This window comes from Achromobacter semiaridum, assembly GCF_053543755.1.
On record NZ_JBLVOL010000021.1, the window covers coordinates 86,461 to 110,210 of the forward strand.

21 protein-coding genes are annotated in these 23,750 nt (G+C 64.8%); 14 read left to right on the forward strand and 7 right to left on the reverse strand.

Going from position 1 to position 23,750, the window contains the following annotated elements; translation table 11 throughout:
- The first annotated feature begins 3 nt into the window (after positions 1 to 3).
- Positions 4 to 606 (forward strand): hypothetical protein, encoded by a 603-nt coding sequence (locus ACNPP0_RS07565; protein ID WP_448705534.1) that lies wholly within the window; start codon positions 4 to 6, stop codon positions 604 to 606.
- On the opposite strand, the gene ACNPP0_RS07570 is transcribed toward ACNPP0_RS07565, so the two are convergent.
- Complete coding sequence (locus tag ACNPP0_RS07570; RefSeq protein ID WP_448705536.1) at positions 607 to 1,008, reverse strand: hypothetical protein; 402 nt, start codon at positions 1,006 to 1,008, stop codon at positions 607 to 609. It abuts the gene before it with no gap.
- A gap of 153 nt (positions 1,009 to 1,161) precedes the next feature.
- Here ACNPP0_RS07570 and ACNPP0_RS07575 point away from each other — a divergent pair, with 153 nt between their 5' ends.
- From ACNPP0_RS07575 to ACNPP0_RS07585, 3 genes are all read left to right on the forward strand, one after another.
- The gene (locus ACNPP0_RS07575; RefSeq protein WP_448705492.1) at positions 1,162 to 2,469 is read left to right on the forward strand and encodes an SH3 domain-containing protein; all 1,308 of its coding nucleotides are present in this window, start codon (positions 1,162 to 1,164) and stop codon (positions 2,467 to 2,469) included.
- Between the two features lie 212 nt (positions 2,470 to 2,681).
- Complete coding sequence (locus ACNPP0_RS07580) at positions 2,682 to 3,215, forward strand: YdcF family protein (protein WP_448705494.1); 534 nt, start codon at positions 2,682 to 2,684, stop codon at positions 3,213 to 3,215.
- Between the two features lie 119 nt (positions 3,216 to 3,334).
- A complete protein-coding gene (locus tag ACNPP0_RS07585; protein ID WP_448705496.1) occupies positions 3,335 to 4,378 on the forward strand; it encodes a histone deacetylase family protein in 1,044 nt (347 codons plus the stop codon).
- A gap of 21 nt (positions 4,379 to 4,399) precedes the next feature.
- Here ACNPP0_RS07585 and ACNPP0_RS07590 read toward each other — a convergent pair whose 3' ends face one another.
- Positions 4,400 to 5,734 (reverse strand): MFS transporter, encoded by a 1,335-nt coding sequence (locus ACNPP0_RS07590; RefSeq protein ID WP_332611234.1) that lies wholly within the window; start codon positions 5,732 to 5,734, stop codon positions 4,400 to 4,402.
- 221 nt (positions 5,735 to 5,955) lie between these two features.
- Between ACNPP0_RS07590 and cyoA the strand changes: the two genes are divergently transcribed.
- The 5 genes from cyoA (at position 5,956) to ACNPP0_RS07615 (ending at position 10,933) form a co-directional block, all read left to right on the forward strand.
- The gene (gene cyoA / locus ACNPP0_RS07595; protein WP_448705497.1) at positions 5,956 to 6,999 is read left to right on the forward strand and encodes a ubiquinol oxidase subunit II; all 1,044 of its coding nucleotides are present in this window, start codon (positions 5,956 to 5,958) and stop codon (positions 6,997 to 6,999) included.
- Positions 7,000 to 7,076: 77 nt separating this feature from the next.
- Positions 7,077 to 9,080, forward strand: a complete 2,004-nt coding sequence (cyoB, locus tag ACNPP0_RS07600) for a cytochrome o ubiquinol oxidase subunit I (protein ID WP_332611232.1) — start codon at positions 7,077 to 7,079, stop codon at positions 9,078 to 9,080.
- Positions 9,073 to 9,714, forward strand: coding sequence for a cytochrome o ubiquinol oxidase subunit III (gene cyoC, locus ACNPP0_RS07605; RefSeq protein ID WP_332611231.1), 642 nt, complete (start codon positions 9,073 to 9,075; stop codon positions 9,712 to 9,714). The genes cyoB and cyoC overlap by 8 nt, the downstream gene beginning before the upstream one ends.
- Before the next feature lie 11 nt (positions 9,715 to 9,725).
- Positions 9,726 to 10,154 carry a cytochrome o ubiquinol oxidase subunit IV gene (gene cyoD, locus ACNPP0_RS07610; RefSeq protein WP_448705538.1) on the forward strand — a complete coding sequence of 143 codons (429 nt, stop codon included), beginning with the start codon at positions 9,726 to 9,728 and terminating at the stop codon, positions 10,152 to 10,154.
- On the forward strand, positions 10,154 to 10,933 hold the full coding sequence (locus ACNPP0_RS07615) for an SURF1 family protein (protein ID WP_448705499.1): 780 nt from the start codon (positions 10,154 to 10,156) through the stop codon (positions 10,931 to 10,933). Before cyoD ends, ACNPP0_RS07615 begins: the two co-directional genes overlap by 1 nt.
- An 87-nt stretch (positions 10,934 to 11,020) precedes the next feature.
- Here ACNPP0_RS07615 and ACNPP0_RS07620 read toward each other — a convergent pair whose 3' ends face one another.
- The 3 genes from ACNPP0_RS07620 to ACNPP0_RS07630 form a co-directional block, all read right to left on the reverse strand.
- Positions 11,021 to 12,715, reverse strand: coding sequence for a nicotinate phosphoribosyltransferase (locus ACNPP0_RS07620; protein WP_448705500.1), 1,695 nt, complete (start codon positions 12,713 to 12,715; stop codon positions 11,021 to 11,023).
- 13 nt (positions 12,716 to 12,728) lie between these two features.
- Entirely contained in the window at positions 12,729 to 13,637 is a 909-nt protein-coding gene (locus ACNPP0_RS07625; RefSeq protein WP_448705501.1) for a phosphoribosyltransferase family protein, read from the reverse strand.
- A 115-nt stretch (positions 13,638 to 13,752) separates the two neighbouring features.
- Entirely contained in the window at positions 13,753 to 14,406 is a 654-nt protein-coding gene (locus ACNPP0_RS07630; RefSeq protein WP_332611225.1) for an NUDIX hydrolase, read from the reverse strand.
- A gap of 276 nt (positions 14,407 to 14,682) precedes the next feature.
- Between ACNPP0_RS07630 and ACNPP0_RS07635 the strand changes: the two genes are divergently transcribed.
- Positions 14,683 to 15,789 (forward strand): porin, encoded by a 1,107-nt coding sequence (locus ACNPP0_RS07635; RefSeq protein WP_332611224.1) that lies wholly within the window; start codon positions 14,683 to 14,685, stop codon positions 15,787 to 15,789.
- A 129-nt stretch (positions 15,790 to 15,918) separates the two neighbouring features.
- Here ACNPP0_RS07635 and ACNPP0_RS07640 read toward each other — a convergent pair whose 3' ends face one another.
- Complete coding sequence (locus ACNPP0_RS07640; protein ID WP_448705502.1) at positions 15,919 to 16,617, reverse strand: ankyrin repeat domain-containing protein; 699 nt, start codon at positions 16,615 to 16,617, stop codon at positions 15,919 to 15,921.
- A 151-nt stretch (positions 16,618 to 16,768) separates the two neighbouring features.
- Here ACNPP0_RS07640 and ACNPP0_RS07645 point away from each other — a divergent pair, with 151 nt between their 5' ends.
- Positions 16,769 to 18,091 carry a ParB/Srx family N-terminal domain-containing protein gene (locus ACNPP0_RS07645; protein WP_448705503.1) on the forward strand — a complete coding sequence of 441 codons (1,323 nt, stop codon included), beginning with the start codon at positions 16,769 to 16,771 and terminating at the stop codon, positions 18,089 to 18,091.
- A 60-nt stretch (positions 18,092 to 18,151) separates the two neighbouring features.
- Positions 18,152 to 18,592: a gas vesicle accessory protein GvpU gene (gene gvpU / locus ACNPP0_RS07650; protein WP_448705505.1), complete on the forward strand. Its 441-nt coding sequence runs from the start codon at positions 18,152 to 18,154 to the stop codon at positions 18,590 to 18,592.
- A gap of 25 nt (positions 18,593 to 18,617) precedes the next feature.
- Here the strand turns inward: gvpU and ACNPP0_RS07655 are convergent, their stop codons facing one another.
- Positions 18,618 to 19,427 carry a hypothetical protein gene (locus ACNPP0_RS07655; RefSeq protein ID WP_332611220.1) on the reverse strand — a complete coding sequence of 270 codons (810 nt, stop codon included), beginning with the start codon at positions 19,425 to 19,427 and terminating at the stop codon, positions 18,618 to 18,620.
- Between the two features lie 253 nt (positions 19,428 to 19,680).
- Here ACNPP0_RS07655 and ACNPP0_RS07660 point away from each other — a divergent pair, with 253 nt between their 5' ends.
- The gene (locus ACNPP0_RS07660) at positions 19,681 to 22,515 is read left to right on the forward strand and encodes an ATP-binding protein (protein WP_448705508.1); all 2,835 of its coding nucleotides are present in this window, start codon (positions 19,681 to 19,683) and stop codon (positions 22,513 to 22,515) included.
- Between the two features lie 2 nt (positions 22,516 to 22,517).
- Positions 22,518 to 23,735, forward strand: coding sequence for an EAL domain-containing response regulator (locus ACNPP0_RS07665; RefSeq protein WP_448705509.1), 1,218 nt, complete (start codon positions 22,518 to 22,520; stop codon positions 23,733 to 23,735).
- The last annotated feature ends 15 nt before the right edge of the window (positions 23,736 to 23,750 follow it).

A 23,750-nucleotide genomic window follows, 5' to 3' on the forward strand; every position in this document is an offset into this window, starting at 1 on the left:
GGCCTGCCTGGCTTGTCCGCCTTGCTGGCCGTGATCTGCCTGTTGCCTGCCCTTGCACCGGCGGGCGCGGCCGCGCCGCCCAAGCCGAACCCATTGGGCGTGGACGTATGCATCACCACGGGCACGTCGGGCCAATACAGCGTGCGGGTGCGCAATGTGGGCGATGCGCCGCTGGCGCGCGTGGACGTCACCGGCGTGCGCCTGGACGCGGCGGGCCACGCGACCGAGCCGCTGAATCTCAGCCTGGCCGACATCCCGCCCGGCAGATATAAAACCGCCATCCTGGCGCGGCACGACGAATCCGCCGCGCTGGACCGCATCGTCACCTACACCCTGGTCGACGGAAAACCCAAGCCGCAACACGAGCTGTTCGCGGGCAAGGTGGCCCATGTATCGCCGGGCTCGGCCATGCAATACACCTTGGCGCCGCTGGCCGTGCGCGGTTGGACGGTGGCGTATGGCTCGCCCGCTTCCACGCGGCTGGAAGCCGGCAGCGCCGTGATCATCGGCTATCCGGTCAGGCAAAGCGGCAAGCCGGCCACGCGCCCAGAAGCGGGCCGCTCGCCATCGTCTGTGGTGGCGCTGGCGCCGTGCAAGGCGTCGTGATCAGGTGCCGCTGAGCAGGTCGCGCTCGTTCAGCAGCGCGTAGACAATTTCGGGTTTGTTATCAAAGCCGCGCCGGATGGCGGCGGGCAGCGCGGTGCGCGTCTTGCGGCATAGCCCGGGCGCCTCTTCCAGCTGGATGGAGATGCCGCGTGACGTACGCACCTCGTTATCGCTGGGCGTGATGACGATCACGATGCCCAGCTGCGCCTGGATGCGTCCCTGCATGGCGCGCAGGTCTTCCAGGCTGGTGATGTTTTCCAGGCGCGCGACCAGGCGTTTTTCTTCTTCCTTGGTCAGTCGCAGGATGCGGATATCCGCCGCCGGGTCCGACAACAGCGCGTCGCGGTCGCACATGCAGGCGCCCGGCGGACATTCTTGGCGGATGGGAAAGGCAACGTTCATGGCGGACAGGCACGCGTGGGCCGATAAAACCGGCAGCAACTCCAGACGGTCAATTCTACTCAAGATGGCCAGCCGGCTTGCGCCGCGCGCTGATCGTTTTCCCGCACGGCGCTGGGGTATATTCCCCCCCTTGTTCCAGTTGGGGAGAGGCGCGTGAAACGGATTTTGCTGGCGGCCTCACTGGCCGCGATGGCGGTGCAGCCGCAGATTCTTGCGCAGGCCGCCTCCGCGGCTTCTTCCCCGGCCGCCCAGCGGGACTTTCCCATTGTCATCAAGCCCGGCCTGCCGGCCGTGGTCACCGTCAGCAATGGCGACACACAGCAAGCCCGCGTGCGCGTGGGCGATGGCCCCCTCCAGCCGCTGGCCACCTTCGATGACGACACGGTGGACCAGGTGCAGGCCGTGGACATCGACCACGACGGCTACCGCGACCTGATCCTGGGGCAAAGCGGCGGCAGCACGCAGCTGTTTGCCCGCCTGTTCCTGTACCAGCCGGATCGCCGTGGCTACCAGGAAATTGCGCACCCCGACAGCGCCAGCCCCTGCAAAGGCTTCGTCAACCCGGTCATCGACGACAAGCAGGCCGTGATCCACGTGGCGTGCCGCTACGGCGCCGCCAGCAACGGCTTTGAAGACTACGTGCTGCGCGCCGACGGCACCGTGCGCGCCACCGCATGGGGCACCCAGGCACTGTTCGGCCTGGAAAGCGAGGCCGCCGAACTGACCTACCGTTTCCGCGACGACGGCGCCATCGACCGCATCGACATCGACGGCGAAGGATCGCCGTTGGAAGGCGGCACCGTGCCCGTCAGCCGCCTGGACCTGTACGACACCCCGGACGTCAACGCCACGCCCATGATGACCGCCGCCGAAGGCGAACACCTGGATGTCGTCGCCCTGCGCCCGCGCGACTGGCTGCAAGTGCGCTACGTCAGCAAGACAGCGGGCCAGGTACTGAAATGGGCGCGCTACGGCGATCTGCGCGTCGACAAGCATCGGCTGGCCCCCCCGGCGCCCACCGACAAGCTGACGCTTGAGCTTGCCGATACGCTGGCCGATTGGAATGGTGAAGACGGCGGGCAGTTCATACTCAGCGTGGCCAACCATGGCGACGCGTCTGTAGCCCTGAACGCGCCGCGCGTGTGGCTGCTGTTGACCAACGCGCAAGGCGACCGCATCGTCCACCCGCTGTACCCGCGCGAAGGCGACACCCTGCATCCCGCCAACCCGCTGGGCCTGGCTCGCGACCCCGTCGTGTGGGCCGCCGGTGAAGACGGCAAGCCGGCTTACCTGTTGAACGACAACGGCTACAGCAGCGTGCCCTTCCTGCCCGCGCTTGCACCCGGGAAATACCGCGCCGCCGCCGTCCTGACCGACCCGGGCAATCTTGGCGCGCCCATCGTGTCCAACGACGTCCGCTTTGATTACCCTCTGCCGCAACGGCCGCCCGCCCCGCAGTAGGGGCGCGCCCGTCATCCACCACAGCGTCCGAACCCGTGACCATTCCTCGCGTTGATCGCGCCCATGTGGCCGATAAGCCGGCCCCGGCTTCGGACCGGACTTCGGAGCCGGCAATGCGCCGCCGCGCCGGCCGCGTGGCCGCTCCTTTACTTACCGCCCCCGCCCCTTTACTTGCCGCCCCTTTACTTGCCGGCCTTTTACTTGCCGGCCTTTTGCTTGCCGCCGTTCTGCTGGCCGCCGCCGCCCTGGCCACAACCGGCCTGCTAACCCGTGCCCGCCCCGCCGACGTGGCGATCGTGCTGGGCAACACCGTGCTGCCCGGCGGCCAGCCCTCGCCACGCCTTGCGGCGCGCCTGGATCGCGCCCATGACTGCTACGCGGCCAAGCAATGCCGCATCCTGTTCGTCAGCGGCGGCGTGGACCCGGCCGGCGCCGACGAGGCCACCGTGATGCGCGGCTACCTGTTGGCGCGCGGCGTGCCCAACGACCGCATCGTGACGGATAGCGCGGGCAACAATTCCTGGGCCACCGCGCGCCATGCCAGCGACTACATGCGCGAACACGGCTATACCCGCGCGCTGGTCGTGACCCAGTATTTCCACGTCCCCCGCACCATGCTGGCCTTGCGCCGCCATGGCGTGGCGGACGTCAGCGGCGGCTATCCGCGCTTCTTTGAATGGCGCGATATCTATTCCACTTTTCGAGAACTGCCGGCCATGGCGTGGTACGCGCTGCGACCGCTATAGTGACGACCGCCCCCGCCGTATTCAAAGCTCATCGTTCATTGTTCACAGTTCATTGCCGCCGCATTGGCTGACGTGACTCGCGTCGGCGTTCATTGCGCGGCCATTCAAGGACCGACCCCGTGCTGATCTTTCACAACCCCGTCCATGACCAACACGCCGGCCGCCACGAAATGTTTCGCGGCAAGCTGGTGCCTTGCCACGAGACGCCGGCGCGGCTTGCCTTCGTGCTGGACGCGTTGCGCCAGCGCGGTATCGGCGAACTGCGCGTGCCGTCGGCGCCAGACATGGAACTGGTCAAGCGCGTGCACACGCCGCGCTACGTGGATTTTCTGGCCAGTGCCTGGCACGACTGGGTGGCGCTGGACGCGGCCAATGCAGACATCGACATCCTGCCGTCCGTGTGGCCGGTACGCGGCTTTCGCCATGACATCGAACCCACCAATTTCGCCGCCCGCGTGGGCCTGTTTTCGTTTGACAGCGGATGCCCGTTGACGGCGGGAACCTGGGTGGCGGCTACTGCCGGCGCGGCCTGCGCCATCGACGCCGCGCGCGCGGTCACCACCGCAGGCGGGCCACGCGCCGCCATGGCGTTGACGCGCCCGCCCGGCCACCATGCCGGCGCGGGTTTTTTAGGCGGCTATTGCTTTCTGAACAACGCGGCGCTGGCCGCGCAAGCCTTGCGTGACGCCGGCGCCGCGCGCGTGGCGGTGCTGGATGTGGACTACCACCACGGCAACGGCACGCAAAGCATTTTCTACGAACGCGGCGACGTGTTGACGGTGTCGATCCATGGCGACCCGACCACCGAATACCCGTTCTTTCTTGGCTATGCCGACGAAGAGGGCGAAGGCGCGGGCTTTGGAGCCAACCTGAATTTGCCCCTGCCCGCCGGCACCGACTTCACCACGTGGACGCAAGCGCTGCAACAAGGGCTGGCCGCCGTGCAAGCGTTCAAGGCCGACGCGGTCGTGGTTGCGCTAGGCGTGGACACCTACGAAGGTGATCCGATCTCGAAGTTCAAGCTGAAAAGCGCGGACTATCTGGCGGTCGGCCAGGCGCTGGCCGGCCTGGGCCTGCCGACCGTGTTCACGATGGAAGGCGGCTATGCCGTGGCCGACGTGGGGACCAACGTGGCAAATGTGCTGGAAGGATACCGGGGCTGAAAAAATGGCCCCGTTGAAGGTTCAATCCCGCGTTTCCAGCACCTTGTTGATGCGCAATGCCAGCAAGGTGCATGCCGCGCCCGACAGCAGGTAGACGCTGACGGCCACCAACCCAAACCGGGCCGACAGCCCCAGCGCAACCACCGGCGCGAATGCCGCGCCGACCAGCCACGCCATGTCCGAGGTAAGCGCCGCGCCCGTGTAGCGGAAGCGGCGCGTGAAGTTTGCCGTGACGGTGCCGGATGCTTGTCCATACGACAAGCCCAGCAACGCGAACCCGATCAGGATGAAGGCGTCCTGCCCCACCGGCCCGCCGCCCAGCAGCCACGGCGCGAACAGCGCAAAGATGCCGATCGCCACCGCCAGCATGCCCAGCGTGGTGCGGCGGCCGATGCGGTCGGCAAGCCAACCGGAAGCCACCGTACCCAGGATGCCCAGCACCGCGCCGAAGATCTGCACGATCAGCACGTCGGTAATCTGTTGCGTGGCGCTGATCGCAATCCACGACAACGGGAACACGGTCACCAGGTGGAACAGCGCATAGCTGGCCAGCGCGGCAAACGCGCCGATGAACAGGTTGTAGCCCTGCGAGCGCAGCATCTCGGTGATGGCGATGGGTTCCAGCTCGCCTTCTTCAAGCAGCTGCGTGTATTCCTCGGTGACGACCAGGCGCAGCCGTGCGAACAGCGCCACCACGTTGATGGCGAACGCCACGAAGAACGGATAGCGCCAGCCCCATTCGATGAAGTCGGCCTGCGTCAGCGTAACGTGCAAGTACAGGAACAGCGCGCTGGCGACCAGGAAGCCGACCGGTGCGCCCAGCTGCCCCATCATCGAATACCAGCCACGCCGATTGGGCGGCGCGTTCAGCGCCAGCAACGACGGCAGCCCATCCCACGAGCCACCGAACGCCAACCCTTGCAGGCAGCGAAATACGGCCAGCAGGGTGATGGCGTGCGCGCCGATGGTTTCGTAGCTGGGCAGGAACGCCATGCCCACCGTGGCCGTGCCCAACACAAACAGCGCAACCGTCAATTTTGTGGCGCGGCCCCAACGCCGCTGCACCGCCATCGAAAGCGCCGTGCCGATGGGCCGCATGATGAACGCAAACGAGAAGATCACGAAGGACCACAGCGTGCCTTCAAGCGGTGCTTCAAAGGGGAAGAAGACGCGGGGAAAGACCAGCACGCAGGCGATGCCGAACACAAAGAAATCGAAGTATTCGGATGCGCGCCCCACCACCACGCCGACGGCGATTTCGCCAGGAGCCACCTTGGCATGGCTGGCCCCGCCGGACGGTGCCCCTGGGCCGGGAACGGAGGGGGCATGACCGGGATACTGCGTGGAGGTCGACATGGATGTGCTCACTGTAGGAAGTTCGAAACCGCCTTGTCTACGATCTTGCAACATGCCAGTGCAACGCAACGTTGCTGCCCGCCAAGCCGCGCCCGCATTGGGATAGCGCCCTGCCGCGCACGCTTTGCCGCGCACACTTTTGTTCTTTTTACCCTAGATTTTTCGCGGCTTCCAGCGTAGTGTTGCGTTTACCTCCCACGGTTACGTTTCGAGGTATGGCTATGTTGTCCATCACCAGGCTCCGCGGATTGATCCTGATTGCCGCCCTGCCATTGCTCGCCGGATGCAATGCGGTGCTGCTGTCGCCATCGGGCGATGTGGCGCTTCAACAGCGCAATCTGATCATCATTTCAACCGGCTTGATGCTGCTGATCATCGTGCCGGTGATCTTCCTGACCTTTCTGTTTGCGTGGCGTTATCGCGCCAGCAACAAAGAGGCTCACTACGATCCGGAATGGAACCACTCCACCATGCTGGAGCTTCTGATCTGGGCCGCGCCGCTGCTCATCATCATCGCGCTGGGCGCGTTGACCTGGGTCAGCACCCATCAGCTCGATCCCTACCGTCCGCTGGCGCGCCTGTCCGAGGGCCGCGAAGTGCCCGCCGACACCAAGCCCTTGGTGGTCGAGGTGGTGGCGCTGGATTGGAAGTGGCTGTTCCTGTATCCCGAACAAGGCATCGCCGCCGTCAACGAAATGGCGGCGCCCGTTGACCGCCCCATCCAGTTCAAGATCACCTCGTCGTCGGTGATGAATTCGTTCTTCGTGCCCGCGCTGGCGGGTCAGATCTACGCCATGCCCGGCATGCAGACGACCTTGCACGCGGTCATCAACCACCCCGGCGAATACGAAGGCCTGTCGGCCAACTACAGCGGCTCGGGCTTCTCGGGCATGCGCTTCAAGTTCCACGGGCTGGACCAGCAGGGCTTTGACAAGTGGGTAGCCGACACCCGCGCCTCTACCCAGCGGCTGACGCGCGATGCCTACCTGAAGCTTGAGCAGCCCAGCGAACGCAACCCGATCCAACACTACGCCTCGGTTGCCCCCGGCCTGTTCGACGCCATCGTCAACCGCTGCGTCGAAGGCAACCGCATGTGCATGAAGGACGCCATGGCCATCGATGCGCAAGGCGGCATGGGCATACCGGGCGCGCTCAACGTCACCACGCTGGACGCGCAAACGCGCGAACGGCTGGGCCTGACCGACACCAAGCCGCGCAAGTATGTCGGCGCGATGTGCACGTCGACCCAAGGCTTGGTGTTGTAGCGGCATGCGCGCCGTCAGCGCCGCGCATCGGATGACGCAGGGTTTCATGAAATCGTGGTTTTTACGCTGGAATCAAGATGCCTGATCAACCAGACCTCACCAAGCTGATCTTCGGTCGCCTGACCTGGGACGCCATCCCCTTTCACGAACCCATCCTGATCGCCACGTTCTTCATGGTGGCCATCGGCGGCATCGTGGTGCTGGGCTCCATCACCTACTACAAGAAGTGGGGCTATCTGTGGCATGAATGGTTCACCAGCATCGACCACAAGAAAATCGGGATCATGTATGTGATTCTGGGCATCGTCATGCTGCTGCGCGGCTTTGCCGACGCCATCATGATGCGCTTGCAGCAGGCCGTGGCGTTTGGCGATTCCACCGGTTATCTGCCGCCGCACCATTACGACCAGATCTTTACCGCGCACGGCGTGATCATGATTTTCTTCGTGGCCATGCCGCTGGTCACGGGCTTGATGAACTACATCGTGCCGCTACAGATCGGCGCGCGCGACGTGGCCTTTCCGTTCTTGAACAACTTCAGTTTCTGGATGACGACGGGCGGCGTGATCCTGGTAATGATGTCGCTGTTCGTGGGCGAATTCGCGCGCACGGGATGGCTGGCGTATCCGCCACTGTCCGGCATATTGCACAGCCCCGACGTGGGGGTTGATTACTACATATGGGCGTTGCAGATTGCCGGGGTGGGAACCCTGCTATCCGGCGTGAACCTGCTGGTCACCATCGTGAAAATGCGCGCGCCCGGCATGAAGATGATGCGCATGCCCATCTTCACGTGGACCGCGCTGTGCACCAACGTGCTGATCGTGGCGGCCTTCCCCGTGCTGACGGCGGTGCTGGCGCTGCTGTCCATGGACCGCTACGTAGGCACCAACTTCTTCACGGCGGATTTCGGCGGCAACGCCATGATGTACGTGAACCTGATCTGGATCTGGGGGCACCCCGAGGTCTACATCCTGATCCTGCCGGCCTTCGGCATCTTCTCGGAAGTGGTGGCCACCTTCTGCCGCAAGCGCCTGTTCGGCTACGCGTCCATGGTGTACGCCACCGTCGTGATCACGGTGCTGTCGTACCTGGTGTGGCTGCACCACTTCTTCACCATGGGGTCCGGGGCCAGCGTGAACTCGTTCTTCGGGATCACCACCATGATCATCTCGATCCCGACCGGGGCCAAGATCTTCAACTGGCTGTTCACCATGTATCGCGGCCGCATCCGCTTCGAAGTCCCGATGCTGTGGACGCTGGGCTTCATGGTCACGTTCGTGATCGGCGGCATGACGGGGGTGCTGCTGGCCGTGCCGCCCGCCGACTTCGCGTTGCACAACAGCCTGTTCCTGATCGCGCACTTTCATAACGTGATCATCGGCGGCGTGCTGTTCGGCTTGATGGCCGGCATCACCTACTGGTTTCCCAAGGCCTTCGGCTACAAGCTGGACCCGTTCTGGGGCAAGTGCTCGTTCTGGTTCTGGCTGGTGGGCTTCTACGTGGCGTTCATGCCGCTGTACGTGCTGGGCCTGATGGGCGTGACGCGCCGCGTGAACCACTTTGAAGACATGTCGCTGCAAATCTGGTTCCAGATCGCGGCCTTTGGCGCGTTGCTGATCGCCTGCGGCATCGCCAGCTTCATCATCCAACTGGTCGTCAGCTATCGCCGCCGCGACCAGCTGCGCGACTTTACCGGCGATCCCTGGGACGGCCGCACGCTGGAATGGTCCACGTCGTCGCCGCCGCCCCAATACAACTTTGCCTTCACGCCGCGCGTGCATGACCTGGACGCCTGGTGGCAGATGAAACAGCACGGCTACGAACGGCCGCAGCAGGGCTTCATTCCCATCCACATGCCCAAGAACACCTGGGCCGGCATCGTGCTGGCGGGCATCAGCGTGGTGATGGGCTTTGCGCTGATCTGGCACATGTGGCCGCTGGCCGTGCTGTCTTTCGTGGCGCTGATCCTGGTGTCCATCATTCATACCTTCAACTACAAGCGCGACTACTACGTGCCGGCCGACGAGGTTGTGCGCGAAGAGGCCGCCCGCACGAGGTTGTTAGCGAATCATGTCTGATACCTTGGCCCCCACCCTGCAAGGCGGCGCCGCGCCGCCGCAAGAGCCCGTGTTCTACGTGCCGGGCGAACACCACCCCAAGAACGGCACGCTGCTTGGGTTCTGGGTCTACCTGATGAGCGATTGCCTCATCTTCGCCTGCCTGTTCGCCACCTACGGCGTATTGGGGCGCAGCTATGCGGCCGGGCCATCCGGCGCCGACCTGTTCGACCTGCCGCTGGTGGCGGTAAACACGTCGCTGCTGCTGTTCTCGTCCATCACCTACGGCTTCGCCATGCTGGAGATGCGGCGCAACCGCATCGGCGCCACGCAGCTGTGGCTGGCGGTGACGGGCCTGCTCGGGCTGGGCTTTCTGTCGCTGGAAATCTACGAATTCGCGCACCTGATCCACCAGGGCGCGGGGCCGCAGCGCAGCGCCTTCCTGTCGGCCTTCTTCACGCTGGTGGGCACGCACGGACTGCACGTCACGTTCGGCATCGTATGGCTGGTGACGATGATGATCCAGGTGCGGATGCATGGCCTGATCCCCGAGAACCGCCGCCGCCTGATGTGCCTGTCGATGTTCTGGCACTTCCTGGACCTGATCTGGGTGGGCGTGTTCACCTTCGTGTATCTGATGGGAGTGCTGCCATGACGACGTCGCACATGGACAACCTGGCTGACCGTGGGCCGCATGGCCATGGCCACGGGCATGATCATGGCCACGGCGGTGGCCATGATCACCACGACGACGATGACGGCGCCGGTCACGGCACGCTGAAAAGCTATGTCACCGGCTTCATCCTGGCGGCCATCCTGACCGCCATTCCGTTCTGGCTGGTCATGAACCGCGTGTTCCCCAGTTCGCGCACGACGGCGCTGGTGATCCTGGCGTTTGCCGTGGTGCAGATCGTCGTCCACATCATCTACTTCCTGCACATGGACACCAAGTCCGAAAGCGGCTGGAACATGTTGGCGTTAATATTCACGCTGGTGCTGGTCGTAATCACGCTCAGCGGATCAATCTGGATCATGTATCACTTGAACTCCAATATGATGCCCATGTCCACACACGACATGCGGAATATGCCCTGATGGCAGCAGTAAAAGACACCACTATCCGCGACACCCCCCGTAAACCGCGCAGCAAAACCACCCTGGTCATCCTGGGCGTGGTTGCTGCCGGCCTGTTCGCCGGCCTTTGCGCGCTGGGCACCTGGCAAGTGCACCGGCTGGCCTGGAAACAAGAGCTGATCTCGCAGGTGAAGCAGCGCGCGCACGCGCCCACCGCCCCCGCGCCGGGCAAGCAGGAATGGCGCGGCCTGACGTCCAGCAATGCCGAATACCGGCACGTCACCGCCACCGGCACGTATCAATACGACCGCCAGACGCTGGTGCAGGCCGCCACCGAACTGGGCAGCGGCTACTGGGTCATGACGCCGTTGCGGATGGCCGATGGCGGCACGGTGCTGGTCAATCGCGGTTTCGTGCTGCCGCAGTGGCGCAAGACCGAAGGCGCCAACCCGCCGCCGCCCGCCGAAGGCCGCGTGACGGGCCTGCTGCGCATGGGCGAGCCGGGCAGCGGCTTTTTGCGCAACAACGATCCGGCCGCCAACCTCTGGTATTCGCGTGACCTGCCCGCCATTGCCACCGCGCGCGGCCTGACGGACGTGGCGCCCTACTTCATCGATGCCGATGCCGCGTCCAGCCCGGGGCGCGATCCGGCCAAGGCGCCCGTCGGCGGGCTGACGGTGCTGGAATTTCCGAACAACCATCTGGTCTATGCCATTACCTGGTACGCGTTGGCGCTGATGATCATCGTGGGCGTGGTGATCTTCGTGCGGGAAGACAAGCGCGCGCGGGCCAAAGCCTGACGAACGTATCTTCAGGCAATCAAAAAAGCCGCACTACCCGAATCGGGCGTGCGGCTTTTTCATGGGGAACCTTGGCGGGTAGTCGGGTCAGCGCGAGGCCCACGCAATGCTGCCGGCTTCCGGGCATACCCACGACGTTTGCAGCCGCTGCCGGATCTGGGCCAAGTCCTGCTCCACCAGCAACTGGCCGTCGCGAAACACCGGCACCAGCGCGCCGCCCGCCGCTTGTTCAGGCGTCTGCCGGTCGTGCAGTTCATAGCCCGTGGCGGTCTCGTCCACGCGCAGCAGGCCCTTGGCGGAACGCTTCACGCCGGAGTCCGTGACCGGGTCCTTGACCAGTTCCTCGGGCTCGCCGTTGACCTCGGCGTAGGTGGCCTTCAGCGCCCAGCCGAAGGTGTCGCGCGTCAGGTACTGGTAGGTGTAGGACCCGATGCCCAGCACCACGTTGCCGGAGGCGTAGCCCTTCCTTTCCAGGCGCACAAGAATGTCGCGGCCGCGCGCCAGCGTGATCGAATCGCCGTAGATCAGGCCAACGTGCGGGTCCAGCAGCTTGTAGCCACGGTCCGTCACCACGCCACCGAAAATGTCCCACAGGCATTGCACCGCGCCCTTGACCTCGGCTTCGCGCAGTGGCTGAACGGCACGCGCGTCGTCATCCAGCAACCAGTACTTGCCGGTGGCGGCGTCGCGCACCGCCTCGAAGCCTGCGCGGCGCGCGCCGGCCAACGCCGTCGCGTCCTCGACGGCCGGCACGTCGGTGCAGAAATAGCCCGTCAGGATCTTCACCGGGTCGCCGGAATCGGGGCGGAACACCACCTTGGCGTTGCCGTATGGGTCTGGCGTACGCGCCAAAATTTCCGGCTTGAGCGCGGCGGCGAAGTCGGTGACCACCTGCCAGAAGTCCCAGGTGTCCGACACCACCGACACGATGCCGCCGGGGTACACCTGGGTGACCAGGCGGCGAATGGTTTCGATCTCGCCTTCCTTGCTGCCCAGGCACATCACCGAGTGTTCCGTCGCCGGCACCGACCCGCCGACCAGTTCGCGATCGGAATCCGCGCCGTAGATGTCTTCCAGGTAGTCGATGGCGGGAATTGTGTCCGTGCCGGTGAACGACAGCAAGTGGCCCGCGCCGCTCTTGCGTGCGTCGTACACGCCCGACATGCCGCGCATGGAAAAGTCGTGCCCCTGCCAGTTCACGAAGTCCATGGGGCTGCCCGTGGTGCGCGCGAAATAAGTCAGCAGCTTGCGGTATTCAAAGGCGATGGTGGCCACCGTGGACGGCTTCCACGATTCGCAGCTGAACAGGGTTTCGATGTAGGTGACCAGCCACGCAAAGTCCGGATGCGTGTTGATGAAGGTGACGGGCGGCACGCGGATGTCGACGCGGGCGCCTTCGGGCACCGAGCGGATTTCCAGCGGCAGGTAGCCCAGTTCATACAGCGCTTGCAGGTGGTCAACGGTGACCGCGCCCTTGCCCAGCGCATTGTCCACACGGCGCTGGTATTGGCGCACCGCGCTACCGGCCGGCTTGCCGAAGAATTCGCGGTTGAACAGGTCGATCAGGATTTCCTTGATGAAGCCTTGCAGGCCGAACCAGACGATCTTGTCGTCGAACAATTCGGGCAGCACCGGCGCCAGCCGCGCCGAGCGCGGCGTGAAGTTGGCCAGGATCTTGTTGGTGCCCCTGGGGTACTGGAACGGGTGGCCGGTCTTATAGAAGTCCGCTTGCAGGAAGGGGTTGATGCCGTTCTTGGCGATCACGGTGTCGGGGGCATTCATGGCAGTTTCCTTCTTAGTTCGCAAGGGCGGGGATGGCGGTCGCCAAGGGGCTGGGCGCCATTGACGATGATGCGGGCGTTGCGGTGTCAGGGCCTACGCAAACCGGGGCGCCCTGGCCGTCGGCCTGCGTCCAGTCGTAGGCGGTGAACACGCCGGCATAGCGTTCATTCAGGGCCGTCAGGCCATGGCTGAAGATGCCATGCGTGACGTACAGGTAAAGCGGCTGGCGGGTTTTGTCGGCAAGCGCCAGCGCCAGTTCCAGAAACGTGCGGCCGCCGTCGCAGATGTCGTCCACCACCAGGATGGGCTGATCCGGGATGTCGTCGGGCACGCGGGTTTCGGTGATGCGGCCCGTTTGCGGGTCGCGCACTTTCTCGGCGTAGCGCACGTCGGCCACGCCCAGCTTCTTGGCCAAGGCCTGCACCCGCTTGCGGGCGCCGGCGTCGGGCGCCATCAACGTCACACCATGGGCGAAGACCGGAGCCGCCAGCGCCCGGGCCACGAACGCGGCGGCGTCCACCACGCGCAGGCGCTGCAACAGCGCGGGGGTGACGTCGCTGTGCGGTTCGGTGATGGTGACGGTGGCGTATTGCTGGTCGTTGATCAGCTTGCAGAAGACGGCCGCGCCCAGGGCCTCGCCCGGGTTGCACACCCGGTCTTGCCGCGCGTAGGGCACGTACGGCATGTCCAGGTGCACGGGCACGGCGGGATTCAGGCGGCGCAATGCGTCGGTCAGCATCAGCAGCTGCATGACGTCATTGGCGGACTTGAGCAGCGCGTGGATGCGAAATTCGGTGGCGGCATCGGCCGCCAAGCGCAAGCCGGCCGGCACCGTGACCTGGCTTTCGCCGCCTGGAAACACGAACGCGGTCGGCGTTTCGGTTTGGCGTTGTCCTTCTACTACCGCAGTGATGGTGAACATGATCAGCCCTTAGTGGCATTTCAAAACTAAGTGGAGCCAGTATATGCCGACTTATTGTTAATGTGCAACTATCTTCCTGGAAATCGGCGTCGCGGGTGGGTGCGGCAGGGAAAAGTCATCCAACGCTGCGGTCGAACAAGGCGAAGTCCTTCAAGCGGTACAGCCGCGCGGGGCGCTGCGCCCCGGTGACGAAATCGCCCGTGGCTTCCAGCACGCCCCAGGCGTCCATCTTCCTGCGGAAGTTCGATTTTTCCAGCCGCGTCTGCAAGATGGCTTCGTAGGTGTGCTGGAGCTCGGTCAAGGTGAAGCGTTCCGGCAGCAGGAAGAAAGGCAAGGTCGAGTAGCTGGATTTTCCGCGCAGGCGGGCGACGGCGGCTGCCACGATGGCGGCGTGGTCGAACGCCAGCGTGGGCAAGGCATCCACGCTGACAAAGCGCAGGCCCTGCCCCGCCGCCGCTTCCAGTTCGGCCACCGGCACCAAGGCGACGTACGACACCGACAAGGACCACTGGCGGGGGTCGCGCCGGGTGCCCGAGAACACCTGTAGCTGTTCCAGGTAACGCGGTTCAAAGCCGGTTTTTTCGCGCAGGACCCGGCGGATGCTGGCTTCGGTGCTGTCGTCTTCGTCCACATGCACCACGCCGCCCGGCAGCGCCATAACGCCCTTGAAGGGCGCGCGGTCGCGCTGGTGCAGGGCAATTTCCAGGCCGCCGGCCCGCAAGGTAAGCAGGACGGCGTCAACGGTCACAAGGGGCTGTGGATAGTCCACGGGGGTTCCAGAAAAAGGTCCAGAAAAAGGTCAAGACTCGGGCTTCGGGGCAAGATGCCACTATGACGGCACGCGGTCAATCCGCATGCCCGAAAAGCGTCCATGCCGCACATTGACCCCCGGGGCCCGATTAGACGAAATAGCCGGAACATCCCAGGCAATCGAAGGTAAATAGCGTAAATGTTCTACACTTGCGCCCGGGAACACCGCTGGGCTTGATGCCTGGCGTGGTGTTCCCTTTGTTTTTTCCCCCCAACAATCCCAGGAGATCCCCGGATGAAAAAGACGCTGCTCGCCGCTGCGATGCTGACCGCTTTCACAGGCATTGCACAGGCAGAACCGTCAGTCACCCTCTATGGTGTCATCGACACCGGCATCGGCTACAACAAGATCAAGGGCGACGGCTACAGCGGTAGCAAGCTTGGCATGATCAACGGCATCCAGGCCGGCTCCCGCTGGGGCCTGCGCGGATCCGAAGATCTGGGCGACGGCCTGCGCGCCGTCTTCAAGCTGGAAAGCGGCTTTGATTCCGCCAATGGCCAACGCGGCCAATCCGGCCGTTTGTTCGGCCGCCAAGCCACCATCGGCCTGGCCAACGACGCCTGGGGCCAACTGGACTTCGGCCGCCAAGCCACGATCGGCTCGAACTATCTGGCCGACATCGACCCCTTCTACACCAGCTACACCCAGTCGAACCTGGGCCTGGGTTTCAGCGCCGCCAACACCATGCGCTGGGACAACATGGTCATGTACCGCACTCCCTCGGTGAACGGTTTTGAATTCGGCATCGGCTATTCGTTCAACGCCGACGACACCACCGCCGACCAGACCGGTTTCCGCACCGCCGACAACACGCGCGGCATCACGGCCGGCCTGCGCTACGTGCAGGGCCCGCTTAACGTGGCGCTGACGTACGACCAGTTGAACGGCTCGAACCGCGGCAACATCGACAGCAACGCCACCCCGCGCCAGTACGCGTTGGGCGTGTCGTACGACCTGGAAGTGGTGAAGCTGGCCGCCGCCTATGGCCGCACCACCGACGGCTGGTTCGTCGGGCAGGACCTGCCGGCCGACACGCCGTTCAGCGACGAATTCGGCACCAACCGCTTCGTCAACGGCTTCAAGGCCAACGCCTACATGCTGGGCGCGACCGTGCCGGTGGGCGGCGCCAGCAGCGTGTTCGCCTCGTGGCAGCACGTGGCCCCGTCCAACGACAAGCTGACGGGCGGCGACGCCAACATGAACGTCTACAGCGTGGGCTACACCTACGACCTGTCCAAGCGCACCAACCTGTACGCCTACGGTTCGTACGGCACGGACTACGCGTTCATCGACGGTCTGAAGAGCACCGCCGCCGGCGTGGGCGTGCGCCATCAGTTCTAAGCTGCGCACGGCGCGATAGGCGATAGCGCGAAAGCGCGCCAGTTCGTCGGCACGATAAAAAGCGGGGCGCGTCCGATTGGACGCGTCCCGCTTTTGCTTGGGGCCCGGCGGGCGCTGCCTGCGTTTGGCCTATCGCGCCCCCGCGCGTTCCAGTTGCGCAACGATTTCAGCCTGCCCTTTCTGGCGCGCGTGCCGCAGCGGCGTCACGCCTTCACGATCCGCCAGGTTCACGTCGGCGCCCGCCCCAATCAGCAAGGCCACGATTGCCTGATGCCGGGGGCCGCCGTCGCCCAGAATGATGGCTTCCAGCAAGCCCGTCCATCCCAGCCGATTGACGTGATCGGGCTTGGCGCCCGCTTGCAGCAGCGTTCGGACGACTTCCACGTGCCCGCGCTCGCAGGCAGGAATCAGCGCGGTGCCGCCGTAACGGTTGGTGCTTTGCAGGTTCGCGCCGTGGCGCAGCGTCAGCTCGAGAATCTCGCGATAGCCTTGCGCGCCCGCCAGCAGGTAGGCGCTGTCCTGCATGCCGTTTTGCGCGTTCACGTCGGCACCGGCTTCGATCAGCACGCGCGCCGCCTCCACGTGGTTGCCCTGCGTGGCACGCAGCAATGCCGTGTTGCCTTGCGCATCGCGCCCGTCCGGCGGCACGCCTTGGTCCAGCAATTCGCGCACGCGCGCGGCCTGGCCCTGGCCGGCGGCCTCGCGCAATTGCGCCACAGGGTCCACAGCGGCGCGCGCCTCGCCCGCCGGCACGCCCATCGCCCCCGCCGCGCCCAATGCGCTCAGCGCCAAAACAAAACAGGCCCGCCAGTGTTTGATCGTTGCCATTGCCGGTATCCTCCCGTCTGAATCGAGGACCGATTATGGACAAGCCCCTGGCGAATGGGAAATCGATGGCGTGCCATGGACGGTGCAATACGGGGGAAACACGCCGCCGTCATGATTGGATACCTTTAGATCGCCGCAATACGGCCCGCCCATGACCCTCGACTTTGCTTCCCGCCTGCCCCTGAAACCCCTCGCGCGCCTGCTGGCCGTGGCATTGCTGCCGCTGGCCCTGGCCGCCTGCAACGGCAGCGACGACAACGACGGCGCGCCCGCCTCACCCATCGTCAGCGCGCCTCCCGCCGTCGATCCCACGCCGGACCCGACCCCGGCCCCCGACGTCCCCGCCCGCAACACCGCCTACCTGAATGCCAAGGCCGGCGACGTCATCCAGGTCACCATCGACGCCCTGCACCCCACGCAGGCCGCCATCGGCTACGACCAGATCTACTACAAGCTGGGGCGTTGGCAAGGCGACTTCAACCGCTTGTGGGCCGGCGATGCCGCCCGCCAGCTGGACTACCTGGATCGCACCGTCGGAAAGAAGTTTGACGACTACTGCGAGGACATGGGCGGTGTGGAACGCGCCGAGAAATTTGCCGACCTGGCCGTCGCCCGCGCCGCACGGCTGGACCAACCCGCCACTTTCGCGTGCAAGGACGCGCCGGGCACACACGCGGAAAACCTGAAAACCGTGGTGGTGGGCTGGGACGGCAATCTGTACCTGACCGACGGCCATCACACGTTTTCGTCACTGCGCGAGATTTTCGATGGCGGCCCCAAGCTGCCGGTCTGGGTCAAGGTGGATGCCAACTACAGCAGCCTGCCGACCGCCGCCGCGTTCTGGCAACGCATGGTCGACGAACGCCGGGCCTGGCTGCGCGATGGCCAGAACCAAGCCATCACCGTCGACCAATTGCCCAGCCGCCTGGGTCTGGCCAGCGCCGACGAAGCCGGCGGCATGCAGGAAGACCGCTATCGCTCGCTGGTTTACTTCACCCGCGACATCGCCTACCAGAACGGCAACCTGCCCGAGTTCGCGGAGTTTCTGTGGGGCGACTGGCTGCGCCGCCAGGTGGCGGCCGGGCAACTGCCGGCGCTGGACCAATACAAGACGGCCGCGCCCGCCACGCCCGCGCAAATTCTGGCGGCCAGCACGCTAAGTTCCACGCTGGTTCCCGGTGGCGCCAACGACAGCTATGCCGCTGCGGTGCGCGATGCCTCGCTGAAAATGGGCGCGCTGGCCGACACCGATATCGTGTTCGACGACCGGCAGGCGCAAACGCTGGGACGCATCCCCTTGGCGGCCAACGTGGCGGCAGGCGTGTCCATCAAGAGCCAACGCGACACGCTGGAAGAATTGCCGCGCGTCGATGTCAAAGCCGACGGCTCGCCGCGCAACGCCGGGAAACTGTGGTTTGCGGTGAATTACCGCAACTGCGGCAAACCGGCGGCCGGCACGTGCTGGGGCTGGTAGGTTTTTTTTGCACGATTCGAGTATCTTGTGCGTCTTCTACGACCCTTCCGAGACTCCGTTATGTCCATCGAGCCCACCGTCAGCCCCAACACCGCTCCCCACGCCGACGCCTTCCTGCAATTTTTGGTCAACCTGGTCAACAACGGCGGCCAGCTTGAGAGCATTGGAGTAACGCTGCAAATGGGCGGCATGCTGGTATCGGGGTCTATCGTGTCGGGCGCGGAATATTTCGACCGGTTCGCCGCCAGCTTCACGGGTTCGCTCGACATGCTGGACGCCGACGCCCGTGCCGCGGTGCACCGCTCGCTGGCTGAACTGGGGGATGTGTTTCGCGTGCCGCAGCCGGCCGACCCGCTGCCCAACTACATCCACTTGACCGACGCACTGTTCTTCACGGCCGATGGCACGCCCATTGCCGGGCAGCCCACGCTGTGGCGCGGCCGGACGAGTTCGGTGGATGGCTTCATCCTGGGCCGGCTGCAATCCGAAACGGGCAACTAAGCCAGCAACTAAGCCAGCAACTAAGCTAGCTTTCCGCCACGCCTGCGAAGCGCGTGGTGGACGCATTGAACGAGCGCCACGCGTTGCTGTCGGCGTCTAGCCAGATGCCCAGGCATTCGGCGCTGAGCGGGGCGGATAAGGCCGCCCCGCGAAACAGAAGGTCGCTGTGCAGGCGCATCCACGCAAAATCGCGGATGTCTTCCACGCCCCCTGCCACGACTTGCAGGTTGGCGCACCAGGCGCGCTCCATCAAGGTGAAGAAGCGGCCCTGCAAGGTACGGTTTTCGGACAAGCCCAGCGGCACCTGCACATGCAGGCCGTCGGCGCGCAAAGCGCCATTGCCGGTGTCCTTGCCGCGCAAGACTGAGGGAAGCAGTCGCGCGCGCAGCCGCGCCTGGAATTCCGGATACCGCGACAGCACATCGGCGTGGTCCGACAGGCGGTCGGTCAAGGGCAGGGTGAAGGTGATGCGCTTTGCCGGCATCAACAGGGGCGCGGCATCGTCGTAGCGCGCGTACTTGTTGACCCAGATGGCGTTTTCCAGCACGCCGATGCCCAGCTCGGAGCACAAGCGTTCGGCCAGGTCGCCATGGCCACGCACATCCAGCGCATGTTCGAATGACAATTCGATCGGGGTTTTGAATTGCTTGAAGAACGCCACGCCGGCCATCAGGCTGGCGCCCAGGCCCACGGGGTTCAGGCTGCTCCATGGTGACGGCCGGCAGCGCCCCATCACCGCGTATTCGTGGACTTGCCCCTGTGCCGTGAACACGGGCTGGAAGCGCAGCACGACGGACTCTTCGGACAGAGCCCAGGAACGGGCGTCGTCTTTCATGGCAAGACCCGATCGATGGGGTGCGCGGGGGGGCAGAGCCGGGTCAATATCATGCTGTTCTCGATTAACGTCTAAGCGCCGTGTTGAGGCATGCCGTCGGTGTAAAAATGCGCCGGGGGCAGCTTCTTGGCGAAGTCGGAATCCCACAGATAGTGCCCAACGCTTCCCAGCAAAAGAACAAGAAATTTCTCAAACGCCGGGACTTCGCACTTTGAGATTCTTCTTATTCACTGGGTAAGCAGGTGTTTCTACCATGCGTCAAATGCTGGTAGAAGACCATGGCGCTCCCGCCCTAGAACCCCTTGCCGCGCCGCGCGCCGCCTCGCTGTTACTGCACTTTCTTGCAGTGGCGCTGCTCGTCTGTATCGCGGCGGGTGCCGCCCTGTACCTGTACTGGGCGTTCAGCAACGTAGTGTCCAACTACCGGCGCCACATGAACGCCGCCGCCTACGAAGCCCAGCATTTTTTCGACCAACGCGAATCCCTGCTGCGCTCGATATCCGCGTCGGCGGTGCGCAACACCAATCAGGAACCCATCAGCAAGACCCCGTCGCATTTCGGCAAGACGGGGCAGATCGAAGTGCTGCCGCTTCAGGAAGGCCCCGACGCCTACGACTGGGCGCTGGTGCTGACCCCGCGCGACCTGCGCCGCGTGGCGCAAGCCAACACGCGCATCGTGTACAGCGCGGTGCGCCACGCAAGCACGGTGCCCGTGGCCTCGCACGACCAGCCGGGCACACCCGCCATTCCCGCGTCCATCCAGCAGTGGCTGGCGCTGACGCTGGCCGATGTGCAGACCCGTGCGCCCACCAACGGCCTGCCGCCCATCGTCTGGCTGCATCCGCCGCAGGACACGGTCAAGCGCCTGTTCCTTTTCACGCCGCTTGATGCCGTACACCCCGAGGCGGCATGGATCGGGCTTGAGGTCCAGGGTGTGGATTCCGCCGTGAACGCGCCGCGCACGGGCGCGGGCGACTACGTGCTGTTTGATGAGTTGAGCCGGCCGGTGCTGCGCAGCGCCGGCGCGGGCGCCACCAGCCAGGCCTTGCCACACACCACGCGCGAAGATGCGTTCGGCCTGCAAGGACAGGGCTGGTTGCCTGAATACCTGGTGCTGAGCAAGTCGGTGGGCGATGACGGGTGGCGCCTGGTCTACTACGCGCCCATGCGCCACGTGCTGCGCGACAACGCCATTGCCTTTCAGACGGCGGCCATTGCCTCGCTGCTGCTGATCATCACCGTGATTCTGCGCGTCCGTTATATCCGCCGGCGTCTGGTGCTGCCCGCGCTGCGCCAATACGAGGCCCTGGCCGACAGCGTGTCGCTCAACCGCAAGCTGATCGAAGTCGCGCCGGTGGGGCTCTGCCTGCTGCGGCGCTCGGATCGCGCGGTGGTGTTGTCCAACGACATGGCGCGCCGCTGGTTCCAGGGCACGCCGGGCTGGCGTACCGAAATCCTGTCCGCGCAGGGCGATGAAGCCGGCCGCGAACACCGGCTGAACGATGGCCGCACCGCCTACCTCAGCTTCGCGCCCCCCACGTATCGGGGCGAAGCGGTGGTGCTGTGCGGCATCAGCGACATTTCGGCGTTAAAGCGCATTGAACATTCATTGCTGCAAGCCAAGCGCGACGCCGAGGCCGCCAACCAGGCCAAGACAGTCTTCCTGACCACGATGAGCCACGAAATCCGCACCCCGCTCTACGGCATTCTTGGCACGCTGGAACTGTTTTCATTGACCCGCGTCAGCGGCCAGCAGGCGCAGTATCTGGAGACCATCCAGCAATCGTCCGCCACGCTGCTGCGTACCATCAACGACACGCTGGACCTTTCCCGAATCGAGGCTGGGCACACTGTGCTGGAACGCGCGCCTTTTTCACCCGTTGAACTCCTGAACAATGTCGTGGCCAGCTTCGCCGCGCGCGCGCATGCCAAGGGCGTGCGCAGCTATGCCGTGGCCGACCCGGACACCCCCGCCGCCGTCATCGGCGATGCCACGCGCATCCGCCAGATTCTCGACAATCTTGCCAATAATGCGATCAAGTTCACGGATTCCGGGCAAATCGTCTTGCGCCTGAAGGTCAACAGCCGCACCCGCGACAGCGTCGACCTGTGCTTTCAGATTGCCGACACCGGCGCGGGCATCGCGCCCGAACATCAGGCGCGACTGTTCGAACCCTACTACCAGGTGGACGCCGACAACTGCGTCACGTTGCCCGGCACGGGGCTGGGCCTGTCCATCTGCCGCAGCTTGTCGGACATGATGAACGGCCGTCTCAACGCCGTCAGCGAGCCCGGCCTGGGCACCAGCATCACCTTTGAAATCCGGCTGCCGCTTGCGCCCGAGGCGCTGGACGCGGTGTCGCCCGAGCTCTCGGGCACGCTGGTCTACGTCCAGGGCGCCGTCCCTGAAATCGTTCATAACCTGTGCGACTGGCTGCGCCGCTGGGGCGCGGTGGGCCTGCCCTACCCCGCCGGCGGCGTCACGTCGGGCGAGCCCGCCGTGCTGGTGCAGGCGTGGCCGCACGCGCAGAAAATCGGCAACTGGATCGGGCCGCAAGTCATTCTGCATCCGCCCGGCCTGCGCCCCCGCGTGGAAGACAGCCACCGCAACTGGTTTGCCAGCGCCTACAGCCTGGGCAGCATCAACCACGGGGTGCGTCTGGCGCAGGGCGGCGCGGCGCGCAGCACCGCCTTCGATCCCAAGGCGCCGCTTGAAGTCCTGGGCCTGCGGATACTGGTCACGGAAGACAACCCCATCAGCCAATTGATCCTGCGCGAACAACTTGAGCACATGGGCTGCACGGTGGTGCTGGCCGGCAACGGCCAGGAAGCGCTGAACCTGCCCGACCTGATGTCGTTTGACGCCGTGCTGACCGACCTGAACATGCCGCTGGTCGACGGCTACGAGCTCACCCGCATTCTGCGCAAGCGCGGCTTCGACAAGCCCGTGCTTGGGGTCACGGCCAACGCGTTTCCCGACGAGCAGCGCCGCGGCATCAATGCCGGCATGACCAGCCTTCTGGTCAAGCCATTGCCGCTGACGGTCCTGCGCCAAACGCTGCAATCGGTTAAAGAACTCCGGAGTTGACGATGTTATCCGTGTACAAGGTCTTGGTCCTGGACGACCATGCTTTCCAATGCGCGCAAATGCGCGGCCTGTTCCTGGAGGCCGGCTTCGACCATGTGGACATGGCGAATTCGGCGCAGGAAGCCCTGGAAAAATTTCGGACGCATTCTTACCAGCTGGTGTTGATGGACCTGAACATGCCCGGCATGGACGGCGTGCAGTTCATCCATGAACTGGCCCGCCTGCAATGCAACCCCATGCTGGCCATCACCACCGCCTGTTCGCGCCGCATCATGAACAGCGTCAGCCTGATGGCCCAGGAAAAGGGCTTGTCCGTGATTGCCGCCTACACCAAGCCTGTCACGCGCGAACACGCGCTGGCCCTGGCCAAGCGGTTGCGCAATCAGCAGCAGGACGGCGCAAAATCGCCCACGCTGCCCGCGCCGCCCACCCCGCTGTTCGAGCGGCGTACCCTGGAAAAAGCCCTGGCGGCCGGCCAGATTCAGGCGTGGTTCCAGCCCAAGAAGGCGCTGGCCACCGGCAACATCGTAGGCGCCGAGGCCCTTGCCCGATGGCATCACCAGGAAATCGGGTTCATGCTGCCGGCGTCGTTCCTGGGTGCGGTGCGGCATCACGGCCTGGACCACGCCCTGCTTATCCGCATGCTGGACGACGCCTTGACCGCCTATATCGGGTGGCGAGGCCTGGGCTTCCGGATGCCGGTTTCCGTCAATTTGCCTACCCGGCTGCTGGACGAACCGGACTTGCCTGACCAGCTTTACAATCTGGTCGCGGATCGCGGTGTGCCGTTCGAAGACGTGACGTTCGAACTGCTGGAAGACGAAACCACCTCGATTCCCGGCCACTACTATATGGGCGCCAGCCGGTTGCGCCTGAAAGGTTTCGGGCTGGCTCAGGATGACTTCGGCAAAGGCTACAACTCGATGTACACCCTGATTTCCACGCCGTTCACCGAACTGAAGATCGACCGCGCCTTTGTCAACGGCGCCGCCCAAGACCATGTGCGGGCGGCCGCCTTGCTCTCATCGGTGCAATTGGGTCGCCAATTTGGGCTGCAAGTGACAGCCGAAGGCGTCGAAAGCACGAAAGACCTGGAGTTTTTACGCGAAATCGGCTGTGATTTCGCCCAAGGCTTCCTGATATCCGCCGCCGTCAACGCCCACGACTTCACGGATCTGCTGGCCGACGAGCCCCGGCCGTATGCCACTCACCCGCTTTAGGACTCTTACCCGCGT